Source organism: Vibrio sp. 10N.239.311.G01 (assembly GCF_041465805.1).
In the GTDB taxonomy this organism is placed as follows: domain Bacteria; phylum Pseudomonadota; class Gammaproteobacteria; order Enterobacterales; family Vibrionaceae; genus Vibrio; species Vibrio crassostreae_C.
In genome coordinates this window covers 67,071-89,826 of the sequence record NZ_JBFSRM010000015.1, presented here as the reverse complement: position 1 = coordinate 89,826, position 22,756 = coordinate 67,071, and the positions used below count along the sequence as shown (strand labels likewise).

The following is a 22,756-nucleotide window of genomic DNA, read 5'->3' as shown; positions in this document are numbered from 1 at the left end:
TACTGTGATTTGGCTTGGTGGGTTACTTAGCGACACCTTGAAGCATTTCAACCAATTCGCCTTCTGTCGCTGGTTCGCTAGCGAGTTCAATCACAGCCGAAGCTCCTCCCTTTAACATGTAGGCTTGGGTTCCGCAGTGGTCATAGTGGAACCATTTACCATCTACACATACGTCGGTATAACATCTTGGGTCTTGTTTAAGTTCCATATCAATTTCCTTATTAACATTTGCCTAACGTTTTTCAGACTAGTTGATCACAAATCTAGGTAAATTGATCTAAATCAATCTAGAGTGTAATTGATGATTTAATTATCAAAATAAGAGAGGTGTGTCTAGCGAAGGAGCGACCTCTCGTTGGGCACTGCGCTCAAAGGTCGTGATTCTGGTTGGCAACTCTCGCTCTTTTGCTTGCCAGGTGATGCTTTTCTACATACGCTAGCTACTCTCTTAATCCCTATACAGACTTGATTGTGTTGGAAAATGACTAATATCTTTATCGTTGTAATTGCTCTGGTTGTGTTCTTTTACTTTATTCAAAAGTATGTGGTGAAACACGATGACACCAAAGACCACGCTTATCAGAAGAAAGGCGCGTTGATGTCGGCGCAACAGGCGACATTCTATAATGCGCTAAAATCAGCTGTGGGCAACCATGGGGAAGTGTTTGCTAAAGTCAGCATGTCGAACGTACTTGTTCCTGCTAAGACGAACAATAAGAAGAATTGGTTTATCGCCAACAACAAGATCTCACGTAGTTACTTCGACTTTGTTGTTTGCGACCCGCGAACGCTAGAGCCCCGCGTTATTATCGAACTTGATAACGGCAAAGAGCTCAATAAAGGGAAAGTCGATCGCGAAAAGCTACTAATTCACGTGTGTAAATCGGCAGGTTTACCTCTGATTGGTGCATCTATTAAACACAGCTACCAAGTGAGCCGTTTGAAGAGGTTACTGGCAGCACACATCGATTTAATCGAGCCATCAAAAGAAGTGCGATTTTGTAAGAAGTGTGGTAGCCCAATGATCATCAAACTGGCAAGCCAAGGCGATTACAAAGGCCGACGCTTCTTCACTTGTAGCCGCCAGCCAAACTGCACCTATACCGAAAACTACAACGTTGTATTCGATGTTGAAGAATAGTTGGTATCGATAGTAATGCATCCGGTTGGACTCCATTCAATCGCTTAGATACGAATAAGTTATACAAACTAAAAAGCCGAGCATTGATTATGCTCGGCTTTACTAATATTAAGTGGATTGGTTTAGACTAAAACGCGTAACGCATACCGAGCTGTAGCTCATCTTCGTCGTTATCGCCTTCCCCACCTTCGCCCTCGTCTAACATGTTAAACTTATAACTACCAAAGAAGGCCACATCGCCAATATAACGTGCGTATTCTAGACCGATAAAGTTAATGTCGTAATCTGCAATATCGTCAGCTTCAAAGTAGCTGTAGGTCAGGTTGACGGTGTTGACACCAAACGAGTATCCCAAGTAAGCATCGGCAGAATCGTAGTCTGAATCTTTTACGCCTAGACCTGAAATACTACCAAATTGATAGAGTGCGGCGAACCAAACCCCCTGATCGTTGGTGTACTTAACCGCACCAATATAGGCATCAGAAGTTTCTGTATCTGTCCCAACGCCATAGGTTTCATCACTTGACGCATAACCGACGCCAATATCTAACCCAATCGAAGTGCTGCCGGCGACAACTGCACCGAAGCCGTCACTTTGTGCTGATTCACTATCTGAATTGAAATTGCCATCAATTTGAAAGGTGATGTTGTCGCTTGTCAGTTCATAACGTAAAACATTTTTTGCTCGATCAGCAGTCGACACCGTGTATTCATTGATATAGCCGCTGAAGGTTTCAGCCATATCCGTCCAATCGGTTAAGTAGGTAACGGCATTATTTTGGTGGCCATAATAGACGTTACCGTGATTGGTTTGAACACCCGTATATAAGAATCGAGTGTTAATGCCGATATCATCTGATGCGCCATCTTCAGACTCTGTTAGTTCGAATTCATATTTCCCAAAAAAGGAAATATCGTCCGACGCTTTTTGTGTGCCATCGACACTTAAGCGGACACGTGATCTATCACTATAGGTGCTACTATTACCAGCACTTTTATTCGCATCAGAGAAATTCCCTCGAACTTCTGCGCGGCCGCCGATATTGAATACTGTTTCATCTGTCTCATAAATGGTCGCCGCCGATACGGCAGATGTCGATAGTATGCTCACCACTGCAATGGCGATATGTGATTTTTTCATAATTTATTCCCTATTTTTCACACTTGTATTTATCGCAAACCATAAATTCACGTATAGCATTGAATTTAGGTTATTGATTCCTACAGATTATGAATATAGGCGCGCTTTACCATTATGCAAATTTCATTATGTATTACTGTGCTGTATGTATTCAAAATAGCTATGATGTGTGGGGTTGGGTTTTGAATTGCTTATAGATTGTTGCTCTTGAGGGAGATTAATTGTAGCTGATGTTTTTCGACTATAGAGTGCTATCGTATTTATGTATGTTGGTAATAACCCGGCCACTTTATATGAAAAATCCGAATTTAGTCATTGCGGCCTAGTAATTCGATGACGACGATTACAAAATCGTGGTGATTTTTATGAATGATGTATTTCAGTGAGTTACAAAGCCTCTGCGTGCCTTTCACTTATAATGATCAAAATACTACGGTAACCCAGTGGGCAAGCAAAATTTTTGACACTAAATATAGGCATTGATCTATACCTGTATGGTTACTGTAAAGGCCAAGAAAAACGGTATAGATACAAAAATCCCAAATTGAACACATTAGGTTAGTTAATTGGTTGTCATCAAGGATTAGAATTTTTTCTAACTAAACTTTGTTTTTCAGCGGTTTGACGATAATCTGGGTGTAAAATCGACATGTTGTTATGTCTTTGATTGCAAAGTGAGCAAACGAATCGCAAGATGCCAGTTAATACTTGCACCATCTGTTTATGATAGATATCATCGTTGGCGTTCTAAGGGAATGCGTCCGTAGCTCAGTTGGTTAGAGTACCGCCTTGACATGGCGGGGGGCGGGGATTCGAGTTCACTCGGACGCACCATTCCTTATTTGTTTTTATTGCATAACTATTGAGTTTGTCACAATGGTAGTAATAAGAAACTAGAACATCGCCCGCTTAGCTCAGTTGGTTAGAGTACTTGCATGACATGCAAGGTGTCACTGGTTCGAGTCCAGTAGCGGGCACCAAATTCGTTCTTCATGAACAAGCAAAAAGCCCACCTAGCGTGGGCTTTTTTGTGTCTGCGTTTCTGGAAAGTACCTTAAATAGCATCATTCTTGTCTGCCTCCCCGTTGAATAATTATTGGATGAGCTAAGTGACTCATATCTCTCAAACTCGATTTGTGACCGCGTGGTGACCATGCTGTGACAACCTTCTAAGCATCTACAGTTTGGAGTAACAGAACATTTAAGAAATAGTCATCAGCACATTTTTAAAAAGAATGCTCTCGTTAATCTGAGTCTGGTGCGGTTTGAAGGGTCCAGCACTACGGTTAATGCAAAACTACTATAGAACTTAGGCTCAAGTTATCAACGTTAACTTTGTGCGGCCAGTGAAGTGGGTGTGCAACAAATTATAGTGTTCTTGTTAACGGGTGATGGCTGATGAGTTATTTCAAGGTGAACTAGGCGCCAGTTGTAGGTGAGGGTAGATTCAAGCAGAGTATAGAAATGTTCAAAAATGGGAAATAGAAAAGAGCCAAATAAACATGGGTTCATTTGGCTCTTTTTTGAGTAGCTCTCATTAATGCAATTGCTTCAAAGAAAAACTGATCCGTGATTGCATTGCAATCAACAGCCAACTGGCATCTCGATTATTTGGTTTGTCTTTACATAGATGTAGTGCTTTTAGTACACCGCGCGTGACTGAATCAATAAAGACATGTTCATGATGGAATTTATCTGGCCACAGTTCAGTACGTTGCTTGATAAGTTCGTAAATTTCATCGTATAGCCAATCAATATCTTGATGAGAGATTTTCTGAAAACGCTGAGCCTGAAGAATGTCACAGCACAAACTGGTGCAGTGAATAGCTAGAGGTGAATAAGCCATTTACTTTCCTCCATTTAAATTAGCATCTAATAACTTTTCAAAAGCACTGCCGTCTTGCCTGGTTAGGTTTGGTATATATCGGCTGTAAACTGTGAACAGCATTTTTGTAGTGGTATGGCCCATTTGGCGAGCTATCCACTCAGGTGCTTCTCCGGCTGCTAACCATAATGTTGCAGCCGTATGTCGAGTCTCATAAGGGCGGCGATATTCCATTCCCAAGTTTTTAAGTGTCGGCTTCCAGATTCGGTCTCTGACGTTACCTTTATCTAAAGGGTTTCCAGCTGCATTGCAGAACACATACTCCTTAGTACCAGTCACTTTGTATTGGGATTTTATAGCTTTAAGTACAACAGATGACATTTGAATGTCTCTTGTTGAACCCACCGTTTTCGTTGTGTCTGAACGGCCGTGTACAAACGTTTCTCGAACTGAAATTAAACCACGCTCAAAATCTACGTACTTCCATTTCAGACCATCGATCTCTGAGGTGCGCATTCCGGTGAAGAATCGGACGGTGAAGTAATCTTTAAAATCGGAACGTACCGATGATAAAAACAAGTTCACTTCGTTAAAATCAAACGGGTTTACATTAGTGCGTTCAACACGTAGTGGTTTGATGTTTTCAAACGTCGAACGAAAATCGTAGCGATCTGCGGCTTCGCTCAAAATCATGCGCAGTGGTGTCATGACATGATTAATGAACTCGGCAGATAATTTTTTGCCGTTGTTACGCGGTTTCACTAAAGAAGCACGGTACTTTAAGATGTCAGGTCGAGAGATCTTCGCGACGTCTAAATGCCCGAAGTGGGGTACAAGGTACGACCATAAGTAGACCTTCATACTGTCCTTATAGCTCTCTTTCCAACGCACTTCGTTTTCGTCATACCACTCCTGTGCGAAGCTTTCGAACAAGACAGTTTCAATTCCTTGTAGCTCTTGTACTGCCGTTTTGTAATTACCAAGTAATTCCTGTTTGCGTTTTTGAGCTTGGATGTCTTGTTTCAAAAATGTTTGAGCTTTCTTAGACTCAGGGAAGTACTCACTATATACAAAACAACTCAGGCGAATGTCCGCTTCAATTTGATTTAGCAGTTTCTGTAGCTTGCGTTGGTTTACTTGAGTTGCAGGCAGTGCAGTTTGCTCACGGCAACGCATACCTTCATATCGGAAGTCGAGATAGAGCTTACCGCTACGTGAATTGATACTACCCATGACACACCCTCCCGCCAGCCATTGGAATATACTGAAGGTTACGTGATGCAGATTGGTATAATTCTGCCTCTACCTCTTCCCAAATGTAGAGAATTTTTCTACCATTGAATGGTCGAATGTAGTGTTTACCTTCGATGAAAATTGAATCTCGCAGAGTCGAATTGATATAGTTGGCGCTAAATTTGATACGACCTGCAAGCTCTTTTGCTGTAAGTAATAATTGGTCCGTTTGACCTCCATTGTTTGTGTTTTAACAAGACACAAAATCAGCTTAACCATACTTTTGTGTTTTATCAAGACACATTATTATATCTTTTAGGAATTAATGTGTGATTAGATATAACTTAAAGGAACTTATTGAGAAAAAATCTTCGGAAGAGGGACGGAAGATCTCTGGAGCTCAAATTGCTGCCGAAATAGGTATTCAGCGTTCGGCCATGGCGAAAATGATTCGAGACGAAGGGTACACTACAACCACAAAAACTCTTGATGCTTTGTGTCAGTACTTTGATTGTGATGTGTCTGATTTAATTATGTTCGAACGTGAGAGTGACGTATAACCATAGGGGTGGCTATGCTCATGTTATGTTTTGCTCATAGTGCTTTATGTAATGCAAACTTAGGGAACTTATTAACAAAAGTCAGAAGATAAGCCCCAAAAATTATTCAATTTTAGGCTTCATCAGTAACCATACTTCCTCATCCTCCTCTTAGAAATCACTGTTACTCATTGAAATTGATTGAGAATATCGGATGATCTTTGTCTACTAATGGATGTAATTAACAATTTAGCTAATGTGTAGTTGACGTGATGGCCGTTCAAAAAATAAGGTATAGTTTATTCGTATTGATGAATATTCTCATTTTTGAGTACAAATTCACGTTGGTAAGCTAGGTATGGAACTCACTCCGGTATTAAAAGAATTACAAGCTTTTGTGTATGCAGAACATGAAGCTAGCATGGAAAACCTTCTAGAAATTTGGAAGAAACCTTTAGAAGAAAAACTATTAAAAGGCGAAACTCAACGAATAGAGTCAGTAAGGTGTTCCGGGTCTAATCATCTGGAAGTCGTATTAGGTGATAACGAATCACGCTTTAGAGAAGGCGACATGATTTGTTTGCATCTTGGCGACCCAAGTAACCATAAGGTATTTGACCAAGTAGCTATTGAAGCTGAAAACGATGGAGAGTGGTTGCTCAAAGTCAAAGTAGATCAAAGCTTACTTCCACAACTAAGTGAAGGCTGTTATGCCGACCCTGCAGGCATGGACTTAAAACCGTTTTATGACAAAGCTTTGGTTGATGTAGCAACATCTAAAGTCGGCAGAGACGTATTGCTACCTATGCTTTCCGGACATTTGAATACGGAAACGATTTATGACGAAGACTTTGATGACGCTGCGGATTATGCCGAATCTCGAGGATTAAATGAAAAGCAGAGTGAAGCTGTTGGGCTTGGTGTCGGTTCTAAATACTTAGCGTGTATTCAAGGTCCTCCCGGAACGGGTAAAACAAAAGTTATTAGTATTATCGCCAAGCTTCTTGTAGAGGCAGGGCAGAGAGTTTTCATGACTTCTCATACCCACATGGCGATCAATAATGCACTCAATAAAATTGTAGAGGAAGGGGTTCCTGTTGCAAAAATTTGTGCGAGTGGCGGTAAGAAATCACTGAGTGATAAGGTTCAGCATTTTGAATACGCATCAAAATGGGAAGATATACCGGACACTGGGTATGTGATTGGTGCGACACCTTTTGCTACCTGTAGTGAGCGACTTGAAAGCTTTACATTCGACACCATTATTTTTGACGAAGCCAGCCAAATTACCGTTCCATTGGCGTTAATGGCAATGAGAAAAGGGTGTCGATTTGTATTCGTTGGGGATCATAAGCAGCTTCCTCCTGTGATACTTTCTCAATCCGTTCTTGAGGACAGTTCGGCTTTCTCTAAGATGATTCTTGGCAATGAAAAGGTTTCGGTATTGTTAAGCCAAACTTATCGGATGTCTCCAGCCTTAACTGAATGGCCTAGTAACTGTTATTACAAGGGCGAATTAGAATCGAAAAGACCACCAACGCTGTCATCATTTTCTCTACCTAAAAAACCTCACAAGTATTCTGAGGTCCTCTCTAGCAATCGGCCTTCTGTATTCATAAAAACTCCAGGGGTCAATGCCCGAAGTGTAAATAGAAAAGAAGCGGCGTTAGTGGCCGATTTGATAACCGCGGCTGTTGAAGCGGGTCTATCTGCTGAAGAGATAGGTGTCGTTACACCGTTTCGGGGTCATGCCAAAGCTCTAAAGTCTTGCCTTCAGGATAAGTTAGGGATATTTGGATCAAAATTAGTGGTAACGGATACTGTGGAAAGGATGCAAGGCCAAGAGCGGGAAATGATTATAGTTTCATTCTGCTCCTCAGATCCGCAATACATTAGCGCTATCGCTGAATTCTTTTTCCAAGCGGAACGTCTCAATGTCGCCATTACTAGACCCCAGACTAAGTTGGTGATTGTAGGTCCCGAAATCCCAGAAGGCATGCTGCAACAGGTGGATGATCCTAAGGTGCGACAAAACATTGAAGATTATAAATCTCTGGTTCGTCACTGTTATAAGGTGGAAGTAGATTAATGGCACATATAGATACGATTACAGGCTTAGACCGCAAGCATCGACGTCATTGCAAAAAGGTATTCAATAAACTCAATGACGAATTTTTTATTCGTGAGTCATTATTAGAGTCTCTACAAGTTGCTCCTTGTATTATTGAGGGGCCTTGCAATAGTTGGGTGTTTGTTGGAGTCCATTCAGAGAAACCAGATAGTATTAGTCTTTCTAAATTGTTGAAGTTTAATGACTCGATGTTGACGTTAGGTTTAAAGCCTATTCAGTATCTAGCTGTCGTCGATAATATGATTGTGGAAGAAGAAAGTACTTTCCCAATTGACGGTTCTCTCCAAGTTGATAGTTCTTTCTCTGATTATGTACAAATAATTGAGAACAAAACGTTTATTGAGCGTGGTGAAAAACTAATCCACGCCGCACTAACCGAGTTCACAATCGACTCACATTCACGAATCAAGCGCACGTTTTTTCCGGAGTCGGTTATTCCCGCACAGTGTAGTACTCGTCGAGGAAAAACCTCCGTAGACAATACCGCAAAGCTGCTCCCATTTTTTTTAGATTACGATCAAGAATTGGCTACTAGGCTAGATATGGTCGAGTCTGTCGATTCTGAAGAAGAAGGTCAGGAAGACATTTCAGTAAGGTTGATAAATGGGGTCGCTGGGAGTGGGAAAACTCTGATTTTAATTAATCGTGCAGTTTTGTATTGTAAAAAATACCCGGAAAAAAAGGTCCTTCTTGCGATACACAATAAGCCAGTGACGGAAGATATTAAGTACAGGTTCGAAACCTGGCTTAAAGGTAAACCTGATAACCTTGAAATTACCACCTTTCACTCGTTTGCGCTAAAGCAGTACAGTAAAAGCCATCAGCGTGTTAAGCCAGTATTTGGCGATGCGAATATGAAAGAAGAAAAGAAGACCGTTTTAAGTGATAAAAATGAAGCTTACACGCAACTATCGTTAACAGATGAGCAGATTTGGTCCGAACTAGAGTACATCAATGACTATTTAATTAAAGACAAAGAAGAGTACTTGGAATTCGATCGACAGGGTCGTGGGTTTGCACTACAAAAAAGTCAGCGAGAACATATTTGGCAGCTATATGTTGATTTTTCTGCTCGGTTGTCGTCGGTTAAGAAATACCTACCGAGTTTGTATATTAAGGAAGTTGCGTTATCAGACAAGCCTCTTGAACAGTTTGATCACATACTGCTTGATGAGGCTCAATTCTTCGCGCCATCTTGGTTACAGTTAATTAAACGCTCATTGACGCCGGGGGGACAATTATTTATTTGTGCTGATCCCAACCAAGGTTTCTTAAAAAGCCGTTTAAGCTGGAAGAGCGTAGGTTTGAATGTTCGAGGGCGCACTAAGCGTTTGAATCATTCTTACAGAACGACTTATGAAATAATGGTCGCTGCGAACGCTCTGCTCGATGATCTCGAAGGAAGCCCTGAAGATTACGTGAAGCCTGACTATGAAAAAATGGCAAGAGGACACAAACCCCAAATTATATATTCTCGAAATGCTCAAGATGAGAAAAAGAGGTTCCTGAACGAACTCGCAGCCCTGGTGCTGTTGGGAACAGTCGCTCTTCATCAGATCATGGTTTTATGTAGCCCAGAGTATAATCCATGGTCGCTAAAGCAAGACATTGAAAAACGTATTGGTTCAAACAAGGTCATTAACTACAACAACTCCAAAGAGTTAGCGGATAACGTAGGCAGCAAAATTAGGCTACTTAATATCAATAGTTGTACGGGTATGGAGTCTGGTACGGTGTTCGTTCTTGGTTGTGGTCAAATAATTAACCAGCCTAAGAATCTAGAGTTGAGTGATTCGGAAAGAGAAGAAGTATTGCAAGAATCAATGCGTAAACTTTATGTAGCAATGACTAGAGCTGGGCAAAAGTTAGTGGTTTTCAGTACTGAAGAGTTTCCAATTAGCGTTGAAAAACATATTGAAATTACGGGAGAAGTTACCCAAATTTAGTTGCTATTTATTTATCATAAGTAACTCTTAATCAATGCAAAAAGTCGCATTTACGATACAATACCACGCAATAAATCTTGGCTCTGCTGTTAAGAGCCAAGTCCTACATTATTCGAGTAATTAACAACATGGCAAAAGCACCCGCTAACAAGAAACCTGCTTCAACAGCTAAGCCCGCGTCAAAAGCTAAAAAAACAACCAAAGGCTTTGAAGAGACCCTTTGGGATACCGCTAATCAGCTGCGTGGCAGTGTTGAGTCATCTGAATACAAACACGTGGTATTAAGCCTTGTGTTCTTAAAGTTCATCAGCGACAAGTTTGAAGCACGCCGTCAGAAGATGATAGACGACGGGCAAGAAGCTTTTGTTGAGATGAAAGAGTTCTACCAACAAGACAACATCTTCTTTTTACCAGAAGATGCGCGTTGGTCATTTGTTAAAGCACGCGCTAAGCAAGATGATATCGCTATCATCATTGATACCGCTTTATCGACTATCGAAAAAAACAACCCAAGCTTAAAAGACGCTTTGCCAGATAACTACTTCTCGCGCCAAGGTTTGGAAGTGAAAAAGCTCGCGTCACTTATCGACAGCATTGAAAACATCGATACGTTAGCTAACGAATGTGACATGAGCGAAGAAGACTTAGTCGGTCGTGTTTACGAATACTTCCTAGGTAAGTTTGCAGCAACCGAAGGCAAAGGTGGTGGCGAATTCTATACGCCTAAGTCAGTGGTAACACTGTTAGCTGAAATGCTAGAACCTTTCCAAGGAAAGATCTACGATCCGGCTTGTGGCTCGGGCGGTATGTTTGTTCAGTCTTTAAAGTTCATTAAAGAGCACGAAGGGCGCACCAAAGACATCGCTATCTATGGCCAAGAGCTGACCTCGACCACTTATAAACTGGCGAAGATGAACTTAGCCATTCGTGGTTTATCGGGCAATTTGGGTGAGCGTGCAGCCGATACCTTTTTTGCTGACCAGCATAAAGACTTGAAAGCCGATTACATCATGGCGAACCCGCCGTTTAACCTTAAAGGTTGGCGTAATGAAGCCGAGCTAACCGACGATGCGCGCTTTGCTGGCTATCGTACACCGCCAACAGGCAATGCCAACTACGGTTGGATTTTACACATGCTGTCTAAGTTAAGTGAAACAGGCACTGCGGGTTTTGTCTTGGCAAACGGTTCCATGAGTTCAAACACTTCAGGTGAAGGTGAGATCCGCCAGCAGCTAATCGAGAACGATCGTGTTGAATGTATGATTGCTCTGCCGGGGCAGCTGTTCTTCACTACGCAAATTCCAGTGTGTATTTGGTTTATCACGAAAGACAAAACCGAGAACACCACCAAAGGTTTCCGTAACCGCCAAAAAGAGACGTTGTTTATTGATGCTCGTGAAATGGGTACCATGATTAGCCGCACCAATAAAGAGCTGACTAAAGACGATATCGCGCTGATTGCCGATACATACCACGCTTGGAGCTGTGATGAAGCAGAACTTAAAGCGCGTATTGAACGTGGTGATGGCAAAGTAGAGAAGTATCAAGACCAAGCTGGTTTTAGCAAATCAGCGACCATTGCAGACATTAAAGCTAATGATTTTGTACTGACTCCGGGGCGCTATGTAGGTGCAGCCGAAGTGGAAGATGATGGAATTCCGTTTGAAACCAAGATGAGTGAGCTCACACAAACCCTGTACAGCCAAATGAATCAATCCAAAGAGCTAGACAAAACCATTCGCCAGAACTTGGAGGCATTGGGCTATGGGGAGTGATTGGAAAACATTTACATTGGAAGAGTTAGCTAGTGAGCAAAAATCAGCTCTAGCAACTGGACTTTTTGGATCCGCCATTAGCTCTAAGTTTTTCCAAGAGAACGGAATTCCTGTTATTAGAGGTGGAAATTTAAGTGCCAATACTTCAGATAGAATGTCAGATGATGGCTTGGTATTTGTAAGTGAAGAAAAAGCAGCTGAGTTTAAGCGCTCTGTTGTGAGAAAGGGTGATTTGATATTTACTTGCTGGGGGACAATCAATCAAGTTGGTTTACTCGATGAACAACGCCAATTTGACGAGTACATTATCTCCAATAAGCAAATGAAAGTGACTTTAGATGTTGACAAGGCAGATCCTTTATTTGTCTATTACATGTTTTCCGGTCCGAAGAAGCAAAAAGAAATTCTCCAAAATGGAATTGGCGCAGCAGTACCAGGTTTTAATCTAGGCCAGTTACGCGAACATAAACTGACTCTTCCTAATATTAATAATCAACGACGAATCGCTTCATACTTAGATTCGTTGGACCAAAAAATCACCCTCAACAACCAAATCAACCAAACCCTAGAGCAAATGGCGCAAACGTTGTTCAAATCTTGGTTTGTCGATTTTGATCCTGTAAAAGCCAAAATGAATGCTGAACAGCCAGAATGGATGGATGCGCCTTTTCTTTCAAAAGAAGTTGCCTCGCTTTTCCCAGAAAAGCTCGTTGAGTCTGAGCTAGGGTTGATACCGGAAGGTTGGAAAGTAGGCACTCTCAACGATATCGCTGAGTTCCAAAATGGTTATGCTTTTAAAGGCAAAGACTGGACAGATGAGGGCTTTCCAGTTGTAAAAATTGGTTCAGTAAAGCCCGGTATAGTTGATTTGAAATCATGTAGCTACGTAGCAAAGCCAACAATTGAGCCGCTGGAACGTTTTAAACTGAGTGTAGGTGATATTTTAGTTGGGATGACGGGTTACGTTGGTGAAACAGGTTTAGTTCCACACTCAACCGTTGCCCCTTATTTGAATCAACGAGTTGGTCGTTTAACTCCTCTAAATCAAAACCTCTATGAACTTCTGTATGTGACGGTTAGAAATGCCGCTTACAAACAATTTGCTGAAGCTCAAGCTCAAGGAAGTGCTCAAGCAAATGTTAGCGGTAAAGCTTTGATGAGTTATCCAATAGTAATTCCGTCCGAAGATACTGTTGTAAAATTCTCAGAGCTTATTGCGCCAATGATCAAGCAGAAACTAGCATTCTCAGCGCAAAGTGAAATGCTTGCTCAAACCAGAGATACGCTACTTCCTAAATTGCTTTCCGGCGAAATCGACTTAGAAAGTGTGCAAGTAGAAGCAGAGAAAGCAATCACGGAGTAACCTTTCGTCATTCCAGAAAGTGAGGAACGAACTTATCAGGAATCTCGTCTTTTACGGGGGTGAAAAGCGAGATCTCAGATACCTCGGCCCTCGGTTCTGAGATGACGAAGGTGGGAATTAGATGAATCCGAAATAGAACAAAGCAAAGCGTAGGTGGAACCATAATATAATGAACGCAACTAATACTCGTGAAATCGACATTTCTGAATTGACGACACTGTGTGAAACAAGCACTTTGCAAAAAGGCATCTTGCTTTCACGCAGTGGTGCAGTACGCAAGCTTAACCTTGTTGGCAACACCGCGACCGCACTGGTCAAAGGCAGCCTCAATTATCAAGTGAGCCTCGATTTCACTGGCGATCTGGTTGGCACTTGTACTTGCCCTGCGGCGCAATATCAAATGTTGTGCAAGCACGGCGTGGCGGTTGCCCTTTGCCTACAAGACCAAGAACAAGCTTTAAACCAAAGTAGTGAACGAGATACCATAAAAAATCACCTGCAAAGCCTTGGTGAAGAGGCCATGGTAGAGATGCTACTCGAATACCTAGAAGAAGATGAGTACACATGGAATGCACTGCTGACAAAAATTGAAATACGCGAAAAGCCAGCCGTATATGGCGAGCTGAAAAAGTTGGTTACCCAAGCCTTACCGCGAGAACAGCTCTGGGATTGGCGAGAAAGCCATGATTATTTCAACTCAGCAGAAATTCAATTGAACATGATCATTGAATCAATGCAAAGCCTTAACGCCGATCATCAATGGAAATTAATCAACTACCTTGTTGAACGGTTGAATAAGGTGCTAGAGCAAATTGATGACTCCAATGGCGATCGTTATGGCATTGAAAGCATGATTAACGAACACATGCCAAAGACGCTGGCAAAGCTTAATTGGAGTGAGCAAGAGAAAGCGCAGTGGATGTTTGAGCGTTTGACCCATTACGAATTTGACGTATTTCCTTCGATTGAAGAGAGTTTTGGAGCGATTTGGCAATCTAACACCCACTTTCTAACCTTATGCCGCCAAGCGATAGATCAAGCATCGCAAGATGAGAGTAGCTGGAACTTACGCTCATGGGCAGTTCCGTTAATGAAACACAGCTCCGATTGGCGTGAAGTGGCGGAAATTAAACAAAAAATAGCACGAACGTGTCGAGATTATCTTGAAGTTGTTGATATGTTCATTGATGAGCAAGAGCCGTTAGAAGCTGAGTTTTGGTTAGCTAAGGCGAAAAAAATGGCGAGTGATTATGAACTTCGTGCGTGCGAACAAGCTCAATTCCGTCTTTATGTTGAACTAGGTGAAATCCATTCTGCATGGGTATTAGCTAACCGTTTGTTAGAACAATCACCAAGCTTTCAATATTATCAACAGTTAGCGAAGTTTAAAGCCAATTACCAAATTGATGATGTTGAATTTTTCTCCCGCACTGAACTGCTACTTGCCAATGCCTATCAACAACCAGACCGCTATAATCAAGCTTCTGATCGTACGGATGCCTTGGTTCTGTTCTATATCGATAACCAGCAATTAGACAAAGCGTGCGAATGGGTTGCCGAACATAAAATATCAATACAAGGACTTATTTCGCTTGCCGATCATATTGTGGATGATAAACCTGAAAATACGCTGGATTATTATCTGCGAGCAGTCTCATCTTATATCGAACAGACCAATAATACGGCTTACGATCAAGCTTTAGAGTTACTTCGACGTTTAGAGAATATGCTGAAATCGCATCCTACTCAATTGGCGACATTTTATAGTCAGGTGGCGCAACTCGCTACCACGTACAAGCGTAAGCGTAATATGTTCGCTTTAATTCAGAAATATTATTCAAAATATATCTGATTCTGCGGAGGTGACAAGATCTGCGGTGTTGAGAAAATGGAACAAAGCCCGAAACCGAGTTACTACAAAACAAATTTAAATAACTCAATTTAGAAAACAACAAACAACGTCAAACAGCAGTAGGAAAAGGCGATGAGCTTAAAATTTACTGAAGCCAAACTCGAACAGGCCATTATTGAGCTATTGGGTGAGCAAGGCTACCCACACGTAGTGGGTGAACAAATAGCGCGTGAAGACAAAGAACAAGTACTCATCTTAGATGACTTACGCCGCTACCTTGCCAAGCAGTACCGAGGCGATGCTATAACCGAGAGCGAAATTGACACCATTGTTCGTATGATCTCAACGTTGCCTGCCAGTGATTTATACCATAGCAATAAAACCTTCTGCCAATGGCTAACCAATGGCTTTCTGTTTAAGCGTGAAGATCGCTCAAAGAAAGACCTCTATATTGAGTTAATCGACACAAGACATTTGGCACAAGCCTTACGCTTGATGTTTGTCCCGTTGCTAGAGAATAAATCTAAATCAGATAATACTGATAGAGAAGTTGCAGAGGGTAATGTTAGTTACTTAGAAACATATCGCCTAGACCCGACTGATACCAATATCTATAAAATCGTTAACCAGCTAGAGATTGAAGGTGTCGATGAACAAGTTCGAATCCCTGATGGCATCCTTTATGTGAACGGCTTACCGCTGGTGGTGTTTGAATTCAAAAGTGCCGTGCGAGAGAAAGACGCGACCATCTTTGATGCATGGAAGCAAATTTGCGTTCGTTATCGCCGTGATATTCCCAAGCTGTTCGTCTACAACGCGATGTGTATTATCAGCGATGGCGTGAACAACAAAATGGGCAACCTGTTTGCGCCGTATGAGTTTTTCTACGCATGGCGAAAAGTAACGGGTAACGAATCTACCGAAAAAGAGGGTATTAACTCCCTCTACACCATGATTGCCGGGTTGTTTAACCAAACCAGATTACTTGATGTGGTGAAGAACTTTGTCTTCTTCCCTGATACCTCTAAGAAAGAGATCAAAATCTGTTGCCGTTATCCGCAGTACTACGCGGCGCGTAAGCTTTACTACAACATTGACAAAGAACGTAAGCCATACGGTAGTGGTAAAGGCGGTACTTACTTTGGTGCTACAGGGTGTGGTAAGAGCTTTACCATGCAGTTTCTATCTCGCCTATTGATGAAAAGCATCGATTTTGAAAGCCCGACCATTGTACTTATTACCGACCGCAACGATCTTGATGACCAGCTTTCTAAACAGTTCTGTAATGCCTCTGATTACATTGGTGATGAGATGGTGGTGCCAGTTAAAAGCCGTCAAGATTTAAGAGACAAGCTACAAGGCATCAAAAGCGGTGGTGTGTTCCTGACTACCATTCATAAGTTCACCGAAGACATCGAATTGCTTTCAGAGCGTACAAACATCATCTGTATTTCTGATGAAGCGCACCGTTCACAGGTCAACCTCGATAAGAAAGTGGTGATCAAATATCAAGATGGTGTAGCCGTCGATGTGAAAGAGACATACGGCTTTGCTAAGTATCTACACGACTCTCTGCCAAGCGCGACTTACGTTGGCTTCACCGGAACGCCGATCGATGCCACCCTTGATGTATTCGGTGATGCAGTAGACAGCTACACCATGACAGAATCTGTTAATGATGAAATTACGGTTCGTATTGTTTATGAAGGCCGAGCAGCTAAAGTTATTCTTGATAACAGCAAGCTAGAAGATGTAGAGAAATACTACCAAGCGTGCGCAGAAGCTGGCACTAATGAACATCAGATAGAAGAGAGCAAGAAAGCTTCTGCCAATATGAACGCGATTCTTGGTGACCCTGATCGTATTGAAGCTTTGGCGAAAGACTTTGTTGAACATTATGAAGGGCGAGTTAAAGAAGGTTCTACGATAAAGGGCAAGGCGATGTTTGTCTGTGCGAGTCGTGAAATTGCGTTTGATTTTTATCAGCAAGTCAAAGTCTTAAAGCCAGAATGGTTCGAGGAAAAGCTATCAATTGATGGTGTCGAGCTGACTGATAAAGAGAAAGAAGAGTTAAAGCCACTTGCGATGGTGCAAATGGTGATGACGCGCGGTAAAGACGATGACCCTGATCAGTACAGCCTGCTAGGGACAAAGGAATATCGAAAATCGCTCGACCAGCAGTTTAAGAGTCCTAAGTCGAATTTCAAAATAGCCATTGTAGTCGACATGTGGCTAACAGGTTTTGACGTTCCTGAACTGGATACTATCTACATCGATAAGCCGTTGCAGAAACACAACCTGATTCAAACTATCTCACGTGTTAACCGTAAGTTTGAAGGCAAGGCGAAAGGGCTCGTTGTCGATTACATTGGTATCAAGTCACGTATGAATCAAGCCTTAGCGATGTATTCAAAGGCTGATGAGACTAACTTTGAAGATATTCGCTTTTCCGTTATTGAGGTGAAGAACCATCTCGATCTGTTAAGGCAGATGTTCCACAAGTTCGATACGTCCGGTTATTACACAGGAGAGCCGTGTAAGCAGCTAGAGTGCCTTAATCAGTCGGCAGAATACATTCTTCAAACCAAGAAAGGCGAAACCCGATTCATGGCTTTAGTCGGCCGTATGAAGGCGGCTTATGATGTTTGCTGTGGTAGTGAATTGTTATCTCAGCAAGAGCGCGACCAAATTCACTTCTATATCTCAGTGCGCTCGATCATCTTCAAGCTAACCAAAGGTGATGCACCAGACACGGCACAAATGAATAAGCGTGTTCGAGAGTTAGTGGCAGAAGCACTCCGTGCCGATGGAGTAGAAGAGATCTTTACCATTGGTGATGAGCACGCCGAAGCTATCGATATTTTTGACGAAGATTACCTAGCTCGTATCAACAAGATTAAGTTGCCTAACACCAAGATTCAGTTGCTTCAAAAGCTACTAGAGAAGGCGATAAGTGACTTTAAAAAGGTCAACCAGCTACAAGGGATGAATTTCTCTAAGCGCTTCCAATCGCTGGTGGAGCAATACAACGAACGTCGTGAAAATGATGTGTTGAATGGTGAGGAGTTCGATACCTTCTCTCAAGAAATGACCGACATTATCTTTGATATCGTGAAAGAAATGGGCTCGTTTGAAGACCTAGGCATCGACCTAGAAGAGAAAGCGTTCCTCGATATCTTGAACCACATGCGCAAGAAGTACGATTTCACTTACGACGATGACAAGATGCTCGAACTGGCGAAGGAGATGAAAACCACAGTAGACAATGTCGCTCAATACCCAGACTGGGCAGGCCGCGATGACATCAAAGCCAAGTTGAAAGTGGATTTAATCTTACTGCTACACAAATACGGCTTCCCACCAGTTGCCAATGATGATGTTTACAAAGGCGTGCTAGAGCAGGCTGAGAATTATAAGAAGAATAGTTAGGGGCAAGTGAATATGGTTAAAAAAATAGAAGTAGTAGCGGCCATTATTCAACATGAAGATAAAACTTTGTGTGTTCAGCGCGGTCCTTCAAAGTTAGCTTATATCCATGAGAAGTTTGAATTTCCCGGCGGGAAAGTGGAAGTAGGTGAGCAGAGAGAATAAGCCATTAAAAGAGAGTTGAATGAAGAGCTGCATCTGAATATCGAACATGTAGATTATTTCATGACGGTTGAGCATGCTTACCCTGACTTTCATATCACGATGCACGCTTATTTATGTCCTGTCGAAAACCGAAAGATAGTACTTACTGAGCATATTCAAGCATTGTGGTTAAATCTCGATGAACTAACTTCTTTAGATTGGGCTGCAGCTGATGTTCCCATCGTTGCAAAGTTGCAAGCAAACTGAAGAGGACCGTGAATGACTTATTGCTATGCAAATAGGATTGATGTCTTTCTTCAAGAACAAGAAGAAAACTGGTTGGCCAACATGTGTTCTGAGTTTTGTATTAACTTCCCTGGCTTAGAGCTCGGTGAACTTCAGAAACGAGCTTGGGTTGATTGTTTTCATCATCTTCAGAAAGAACTCTCCAAGCGTGCCCAATCTGATGGCTATATTATTTTTGAGTACGCTCTACCAATGGAAGGAGGGCGTAGACCCGATGTTCTGCTTCTCGTCGAAAATAAGCTATTCATTTTAGAATTCAAAATGAAGGATCGCTATCAGCGAGCCGATTATGACCAGTTGTGTGGCTATTATCGAGATCTCTGCAATTACCATCATGAAAGCGCTGCGCTAGAGGTGATTGCCGGTTTGGTTTTGACTCAATCCACCGGTAAATTAACGGATATCGAAAGTAATATCTCAATCCTATCTAGCGATAAACTCAAAGCCTTTCTTGATAAGTACTTAACGGGCGCTCCAACTAACACTGATTTAAAACAGTGGCTTGAATCGCCTTATGCGCCATTACCAAATTTAGTGGATGCGGCAGTAGAGATATTTCAAAACAACCCAATAGAAGAACTAAAGAGCGCTAAAAGCGCAGGGATTTATGAAGCGCTTGATGAGTTGGATAAAGTAACTGCTTGGGTTGAGAGTGAAGGAAATAGAAATCGGGCGAGTGTATTGACCCTGGTTACTGGTGTTCCTGGAGCAGGGAAGACGTTGCTGGGTTTGGAGTTTGTACATCGGAACAAAAGAGGCCAGTTTTTATCTGGGAATGGCCCGCTGGTAGATGTCTTGCAATATGCTCTTGATGACAAAACGTTTGTTCGCGCGTTGAAAGACTTTAAACGCGAATATATGAAGCCACGTACAACCCCTCATACTAATTTGGTTGTTTTTGATGAAGCCCAGAGGATGTGGGACGAAAATAAAAACAAGAATTACCAAATGTCGGAGCCTTCTTGCATCATCAGGATCGCAGATAAAGATAAAGATAAAACGCCTTGTCACTATGTCGCTCTAGTTGGAGAGGGACAAGAGATTTATGTGGGTGAAGAAGTGGGTATTTCTCTTTGGTGCGATGCTTTGAAAAGTAGTAAAGAGCCTTGGATTGTTTTTTGCCCACCAGCGTTAGAGCATCATTTTCAATTCATGAGCAGTAATCGTGTTCGAGTAAACCCATTGCTAAATTTAGACCAGTCTTTACGAGCTCATAGCGCAAGTTTATATCCTAAGTGGGTGGAAGGTGTTTTGAATGATAAGCCGGATGTTGCGCTGGCTAAGCAGACGATTAAAGACGGTTTTAATATCTATCTAACCAGAGATTTGGAAAAAGCCAAAAGATACTGTCTCAATAGATATCAAAACACCAACAAGAAGTATGGCTTGTTAAGTTCGTCAGACAACATCAAGTATAACAAACAACCATTGGGCCCATGGTTCCATGATGACGTTAGTTCTTCGACATCGTGTTGTAGTTTCCAGCGCACAATTAGTGAGTTTGATTGCCAGGGGTTAGAGCTTGATATGCCAGTGCTAATCTGGGCGAAAGACTTTCTCTACAATGGCAGTGGCTGGGTTCTTCATAAAGGCAATAGAAATGTTCAAAACCCTTTTCAAATTAAGCTTAATAGTTACCGGGTACTGATGACAAGAGGTAGAGATGGCGTAGTGTTTTATTTCCCTCAAGAGGCACTGTTCGACGAAACTTACGAATATTTCTTAGGTGCAGGTGCACAATGCCTATAAAGGCAGCAATCATTCAATCAAAACTATAGTTGTGTTTATCAAAATCCTGTTAGAACAGGACAAAGCAAGAATAATAGTAAGGAAAGAGGCTAGGTATGGACGTTTCAAAGCGGTCAGTTGAGGATGCCGTAACTCAGTTGAAGCAAGATGGTTATTACGAAAAGGACTTTCATCACTTTGTTGAAATTGACGGCAATTTGTATCCAGCAAAAAGACTCTACAGTGTGATTTTTGATGTCCACCACAGTCAGTGTCATACGTCTGAAGCTGAGAGGTATTTTGAAAAGCAAGGGTATAAATTAGTCAACAAAGACCCACTACAAACTATCCCTAATATTTGGAAAGTTTCCCATGGTTTCAACGAAATATCTGAAAGCGTATCCCAATGGCTAGACGAAAATAACTATCTAGCTGTACATAGCGAAACAGCAAAAAGTCAGGGCAGTCGTTTTATCAAGGAAGTCAAAGTTAGTGATATCGTAAGCCTTTCTCGCAGCGGTTATTTAAAGGCCTTGGTACGAGTCACTGGAGAGGCTATGTTCGATGATGAATCTCCTTTAGATCATGGTTGGAGGTTTCGAAAGTATGAGTTAGTCCGTTCTTTGTCAGAGTTACAAAAGTACGCAGGCCCAAGTAAAGGTTGGGCCCCAAGCTATAACAGTACTCTTGCAAAGGTATACCAGCAAAAACAAGACCTAAAGCTATTTGAAGAGAGCATTCTGCAACCATACTACTCGATGAGTTTAGATGAACTGAGAGTTAAGCATGATAGTGAGAAGGAAAGCCAAATGAACCATGAATATAGTAGTCACAGTATCATCTCTCCGCTTAACCAAATTTTGTATGGGCCGCCAGGCACTGGTAAAACCTATCATACTATTGAAGCCGCAGTTCAAGCCGCTGATCCTGACTTTTACGCCAGCATAAACATTGATCCTGAAACCGGTGTATCAGAAGAGCAAAGAGGCTCACTAACGAAAAAATACAAAGCACTGACTGCCGCTGGTCGAATTCGTTTTGTCACATTTCATCAAAGCTATGGGTATGAAGAGTTTGTGGAAGGACTCAGTGCTAAAACAGAAGGCGGTCAAATTTCTTACTATGAAAAAGAGGGTGTATTTAAGGCGCTCTGTGAAAAAGCTAAGGACTACCAAGAAACCAAAACCACGGATGAGAAAGATGATTTTGATACATTGTGGGGGCGTTTTTTAAATAGTTTATCTGAACTGGAAGAGGGCGTTCGAGTCGACACAGTTCGTACGTTTTTCATAGTGACTGATGTCGATAACAACACAATTCGCTTCGAAAAAGACAAAGGCGAATCAACTCATTCTTTGAGTGTAAAAACCTTAAAAGACATCTTTCATGGTGCTCGAGTGATTAATGGAGGATTGAACCCTTACTATTCTGCTTTGATCAAGCATTTAGAAAAGCTTGCGCATAGTAAGCGCGAAGTCAAAACAGAACGCCAAAACTATGTATTAGTTATCGATGAGATCAATCGAGGTAATATCTCAAAAATTTTTGGTGAACTGATTACCTTGATTGAACCTTCTAAGCGCAAAGGTGCGCAGGAGCCGCTAGAAGTCACCCTACCTTATTCTGGTGATACTTTCTCAGTACCAGATAACTTATATATCATTGGCACTATGAACACGGCAGACCGTTCATTGGCAATGATGGACACTGCATTACGTCGTCGTTTTGATTTTAAAGAGATGATGCCAAACCCCAAGCTTTTTGCTGATAAAGAAGTTAAGGGCATCAATTTATATAAATTGCTAGAAACACTAAATAAGCGTATTGAAGTTCTCTATGATCGTGAGCATACGCTCGGTCATGCTTTCTTGTTCCCTGTTTTCAATGAGGTTGATGAAGGCAAGGCGTTTATCGAGCTACAGTCAGCATTTAAGAACAAGATAATCCCACTATTGGAAGAGTATTTTTATGAAGATTGGAGCAAGATTCGTTTAGTCCTCGGTGACAGTTTGAAACAAGACGAGGGATTACAATTTTTGCAAAGAACAGAAGACTTCTACAGTGAGTTATTTGGCCCTGAACATGGATTAGAGTTGTATGAGGATTGCAAAGTGACATACTCATTCAAGCCTTTTGGTGAAGGGACTGTTTGGCAAAATCCGACAGCGTTCAAAACTATCTACGCAAAAGATAGCGAGTAAGCTTA

The 22,756-nt window shown here is 41.8% G+C and carries 16 protein-coding genes and 2 tRNA genes; 14 read left to right on the top strand and 4 right to left on the bottom strand.

The annotated features are described in order from the left end of the window. Positions 1 to 22 precede the first annotated feature (22 nt). Positions 23 to 208: a hypothetical protein gene (locus tag AB6D06_RS13620; RefSeq protein ID WP_017059179.1), complete on the bottom strand. Its 186-nt coding sequence runs from the start codon at positions 206 to 208 to the stop codon at positions 23 to 25. Between the two features lie 273 nt (positions 209 to 481). Here AB6D06_RS13620 and AB6D06_RS13615 point away from each other — a divergent pair, with 273 nt between their 5' ends. Next, complete coding sequence (locus tag AB6D06_RS13615; RefSeq protein ID WP_372110520.1) at positions 482 to 1,141, top strand: DUF2726 domain-containing protein; 660 nt, start codon at positions 482 to 484, stop codon at positions 1,139 to 1,141. A gap of 127 nt (positions 1,142 to 1,268) precedes the next feature. On the opposite strand, the gene AB6D06_RS13610 is transcribed toward AB6D06_RS13615, so the two are convergent. Next, entirely contained in the window at positions 1,269 to 2,282 is a 1,014-nt protein-coding gene (locus AB6D06_RS13610; RefSeq protein ID WP_372110517.1) for a porin, read from the bottom strand. 757 nt (positions 2,283 to 3,039) lie between these two features. On the opposite strand from AB6D06_RS13610, the gene AB6D06_RS13605 reads away from it, so the two are divergent. Beyond that, positions 3,040 to 3,116, top strand: a tRNA-Val gene (locus AB6D06_RS13605). A 69-nt stretch (positions 3,117 to 3,185) separates the two neighbouring features. Beyond that, positions 3,186 to 3,262 (top strand) — tRNA-Val (locus AB6D06_RS13600). Positions 3,263 to 3,819: 557 nt separating this feature from the next. On the opposite strand, the gene AB6D06_RS13595 is transcribed toward AB6D06_RS13600, so the two are convergent. Then, positions 3,820 to 4,128 carry a hypothetical protein gene (locus AB6D06_RS13595; RefSeq protein ID WP_102321029.1) on the bottom strand — a complete coding sequence of 103 codons (309 nt, stop codon included), beginning with the start codon at positions 4,126 to 4,128 and terminating at the stop codon, positions 3,820 to 3,822. Continuing rightward, a complete protein-coding gene (locus AB6D06_RS13590) occupies positions 4,129 to 5,340 on the bottom strand; it encodes an Arm DNA-binding domain-containing protein (RefSeq protein ID WP_371721606.1) in 1,212 nt (403 codons plus the stop codon). Between the two features lie 329 nt (positions 5,341 to 5,669). On the opposite strand from AB6D06_RS13590, the gene AB6D06_RS13585 reads away from it, so the two are divergent. The 11 genes from AB6D06_RS13585 (at position 5,670) to AB6D06_RS13535 (ending at position 22,751) form a co-directional block, all read left to right on the top strand. Continuing rightward, a complete protein-coding gene (locus tag AB6D06_RS13585) occupies positions 5,670 to 5,900 on the top strand; it encodes a helix-turn-helix transcriptional regulator (RefSeq protein WP_136980188.1) in 231 nt (76 codons plus the stop codon). Between the two features lie 337 nt (positions 5,901 to 6,237). After that, entirely contained in the window at positions 6,238 to 7,968 is a 1,731-nt protein-coding gene (locus tag AB6D06_RS13580; RefSeq protein WP_371721605.1) for an AAA domain-containing protein, read from the top strand. Next, entirely contained in the window at positions 7,968 to 9,956 is a 1,989-nt protein-coding gene (locus tag AB6D06_RS13575) for a UvrD-helicase domain-containing protein (protein ID WP_371721604.1), read from the top strand. The genes AB6D06_RS13580 and AB6D06_RS13575 overlap by 1 nt, the downstream gene beginning before the upstream one ends. Before the next feature lie 128 nt (positions 9,957 to 10,084). After that, the gene (locus tag AB6D06_RS13570; RefSeq protein WP_372110512.1) at positions 10,085 to 11,731 is read left to right on the top strand and encodes an N-6 DNA methylase; all 1,647 of its coding nucleotides are present in this window, start codon (positions 10,085 to 10,087) and stop codon (positions 11,729 to 11,731) included. Next, positions 11,721 to 13,094 (top strand): restriction endonuclease subunit S, encoded by a 1,374-nt coding sequence (locus AB6D06_RS13565; RefSeq protein ID WP_372110510.1) that lies wholly within the window; start codon positions 11,721 to 11,723, stop codon positions 13,092 to 13,094. Before AB6D06_RS13570 ends, AB6D06_RS13565 begins: the two co-directional genes overlap by 11 nt. A 169-nt stretch (positions 13,095 to 13,263) precedes the next feature. Next, on the top strand, positions 13,264 to 14,946 hold the full coding sequence (locus tag AB6D06_RS13560; protein WP_372110507.1) for an SWIM zinc finger domain-containing protein: 1,683 nt from the start codon (positions 13,264 to 13,266) through the stop codon (positions 14,944 to 14,946). Between the two features lie 132 nt (positions 14,947 to 15,078). Then, complete coding sequence (locus tag AB6D06_RS13555) at positions 15,079 to 18,375, top strand: type I restriction endonuclease subunit R (RefSeq protein WP_372110504.1); 3,297 nt, start codon at positions 15,079 to 15,081, stop codon at positions 18,373 to 18,375. A 12-nt stretch (positions 18,376 to 18,387) separates the two neighbouring features. Further along, on the top strand, positions 18,388 to 18,537 hold the full coding sequence (locus AB6D06_RS13550) for a hypothetical protein (RefSeq protein WP_372110501.1): 150 nt from the start codon (positions 18,388 to 18,390) through the stop codon (positions 18,535 to 18,537). Positions 18,538 to 18,540: 3 nt separating this feature from the next. Then, positions 18,541 to 18,783, top strand: coding sequence for an NUDIX domain-containing protein (locus AB6D06_RS13545; RefSeq protein ID WP_372110549.1), 243 nt, complete (start codon positions 18,541 to 18,543; stop codon positions 18,781 to 18,783). A 12-nt stretch (positions 18,784 to 18,795) separates the two neighbouring features. Continuing rightward, entirely contained in the window at positions 18,796 to 20,571 is a 1,776-nt protein-coding gene (locus AB6D06_RS13540; protein WP_372110498.1) for a DNA/RNA helicase domain-containing protein, read from the top strand. A gap of 95 nt (positions 20,572 to 20,666) precedes the next feature. Beyond that, complete coding sequence (locus AB6D06_RS13535; protein ID WP_372110496.1) at positions 20,667 to 22,751, top strand: McrB family protein; 2,085 nt, start codon at positions 20,667 to 20,669, stop codon at positions 22,749 to 22,751. Positions 22,752 to 22,756: the final 5 nt, after the last annotated feature.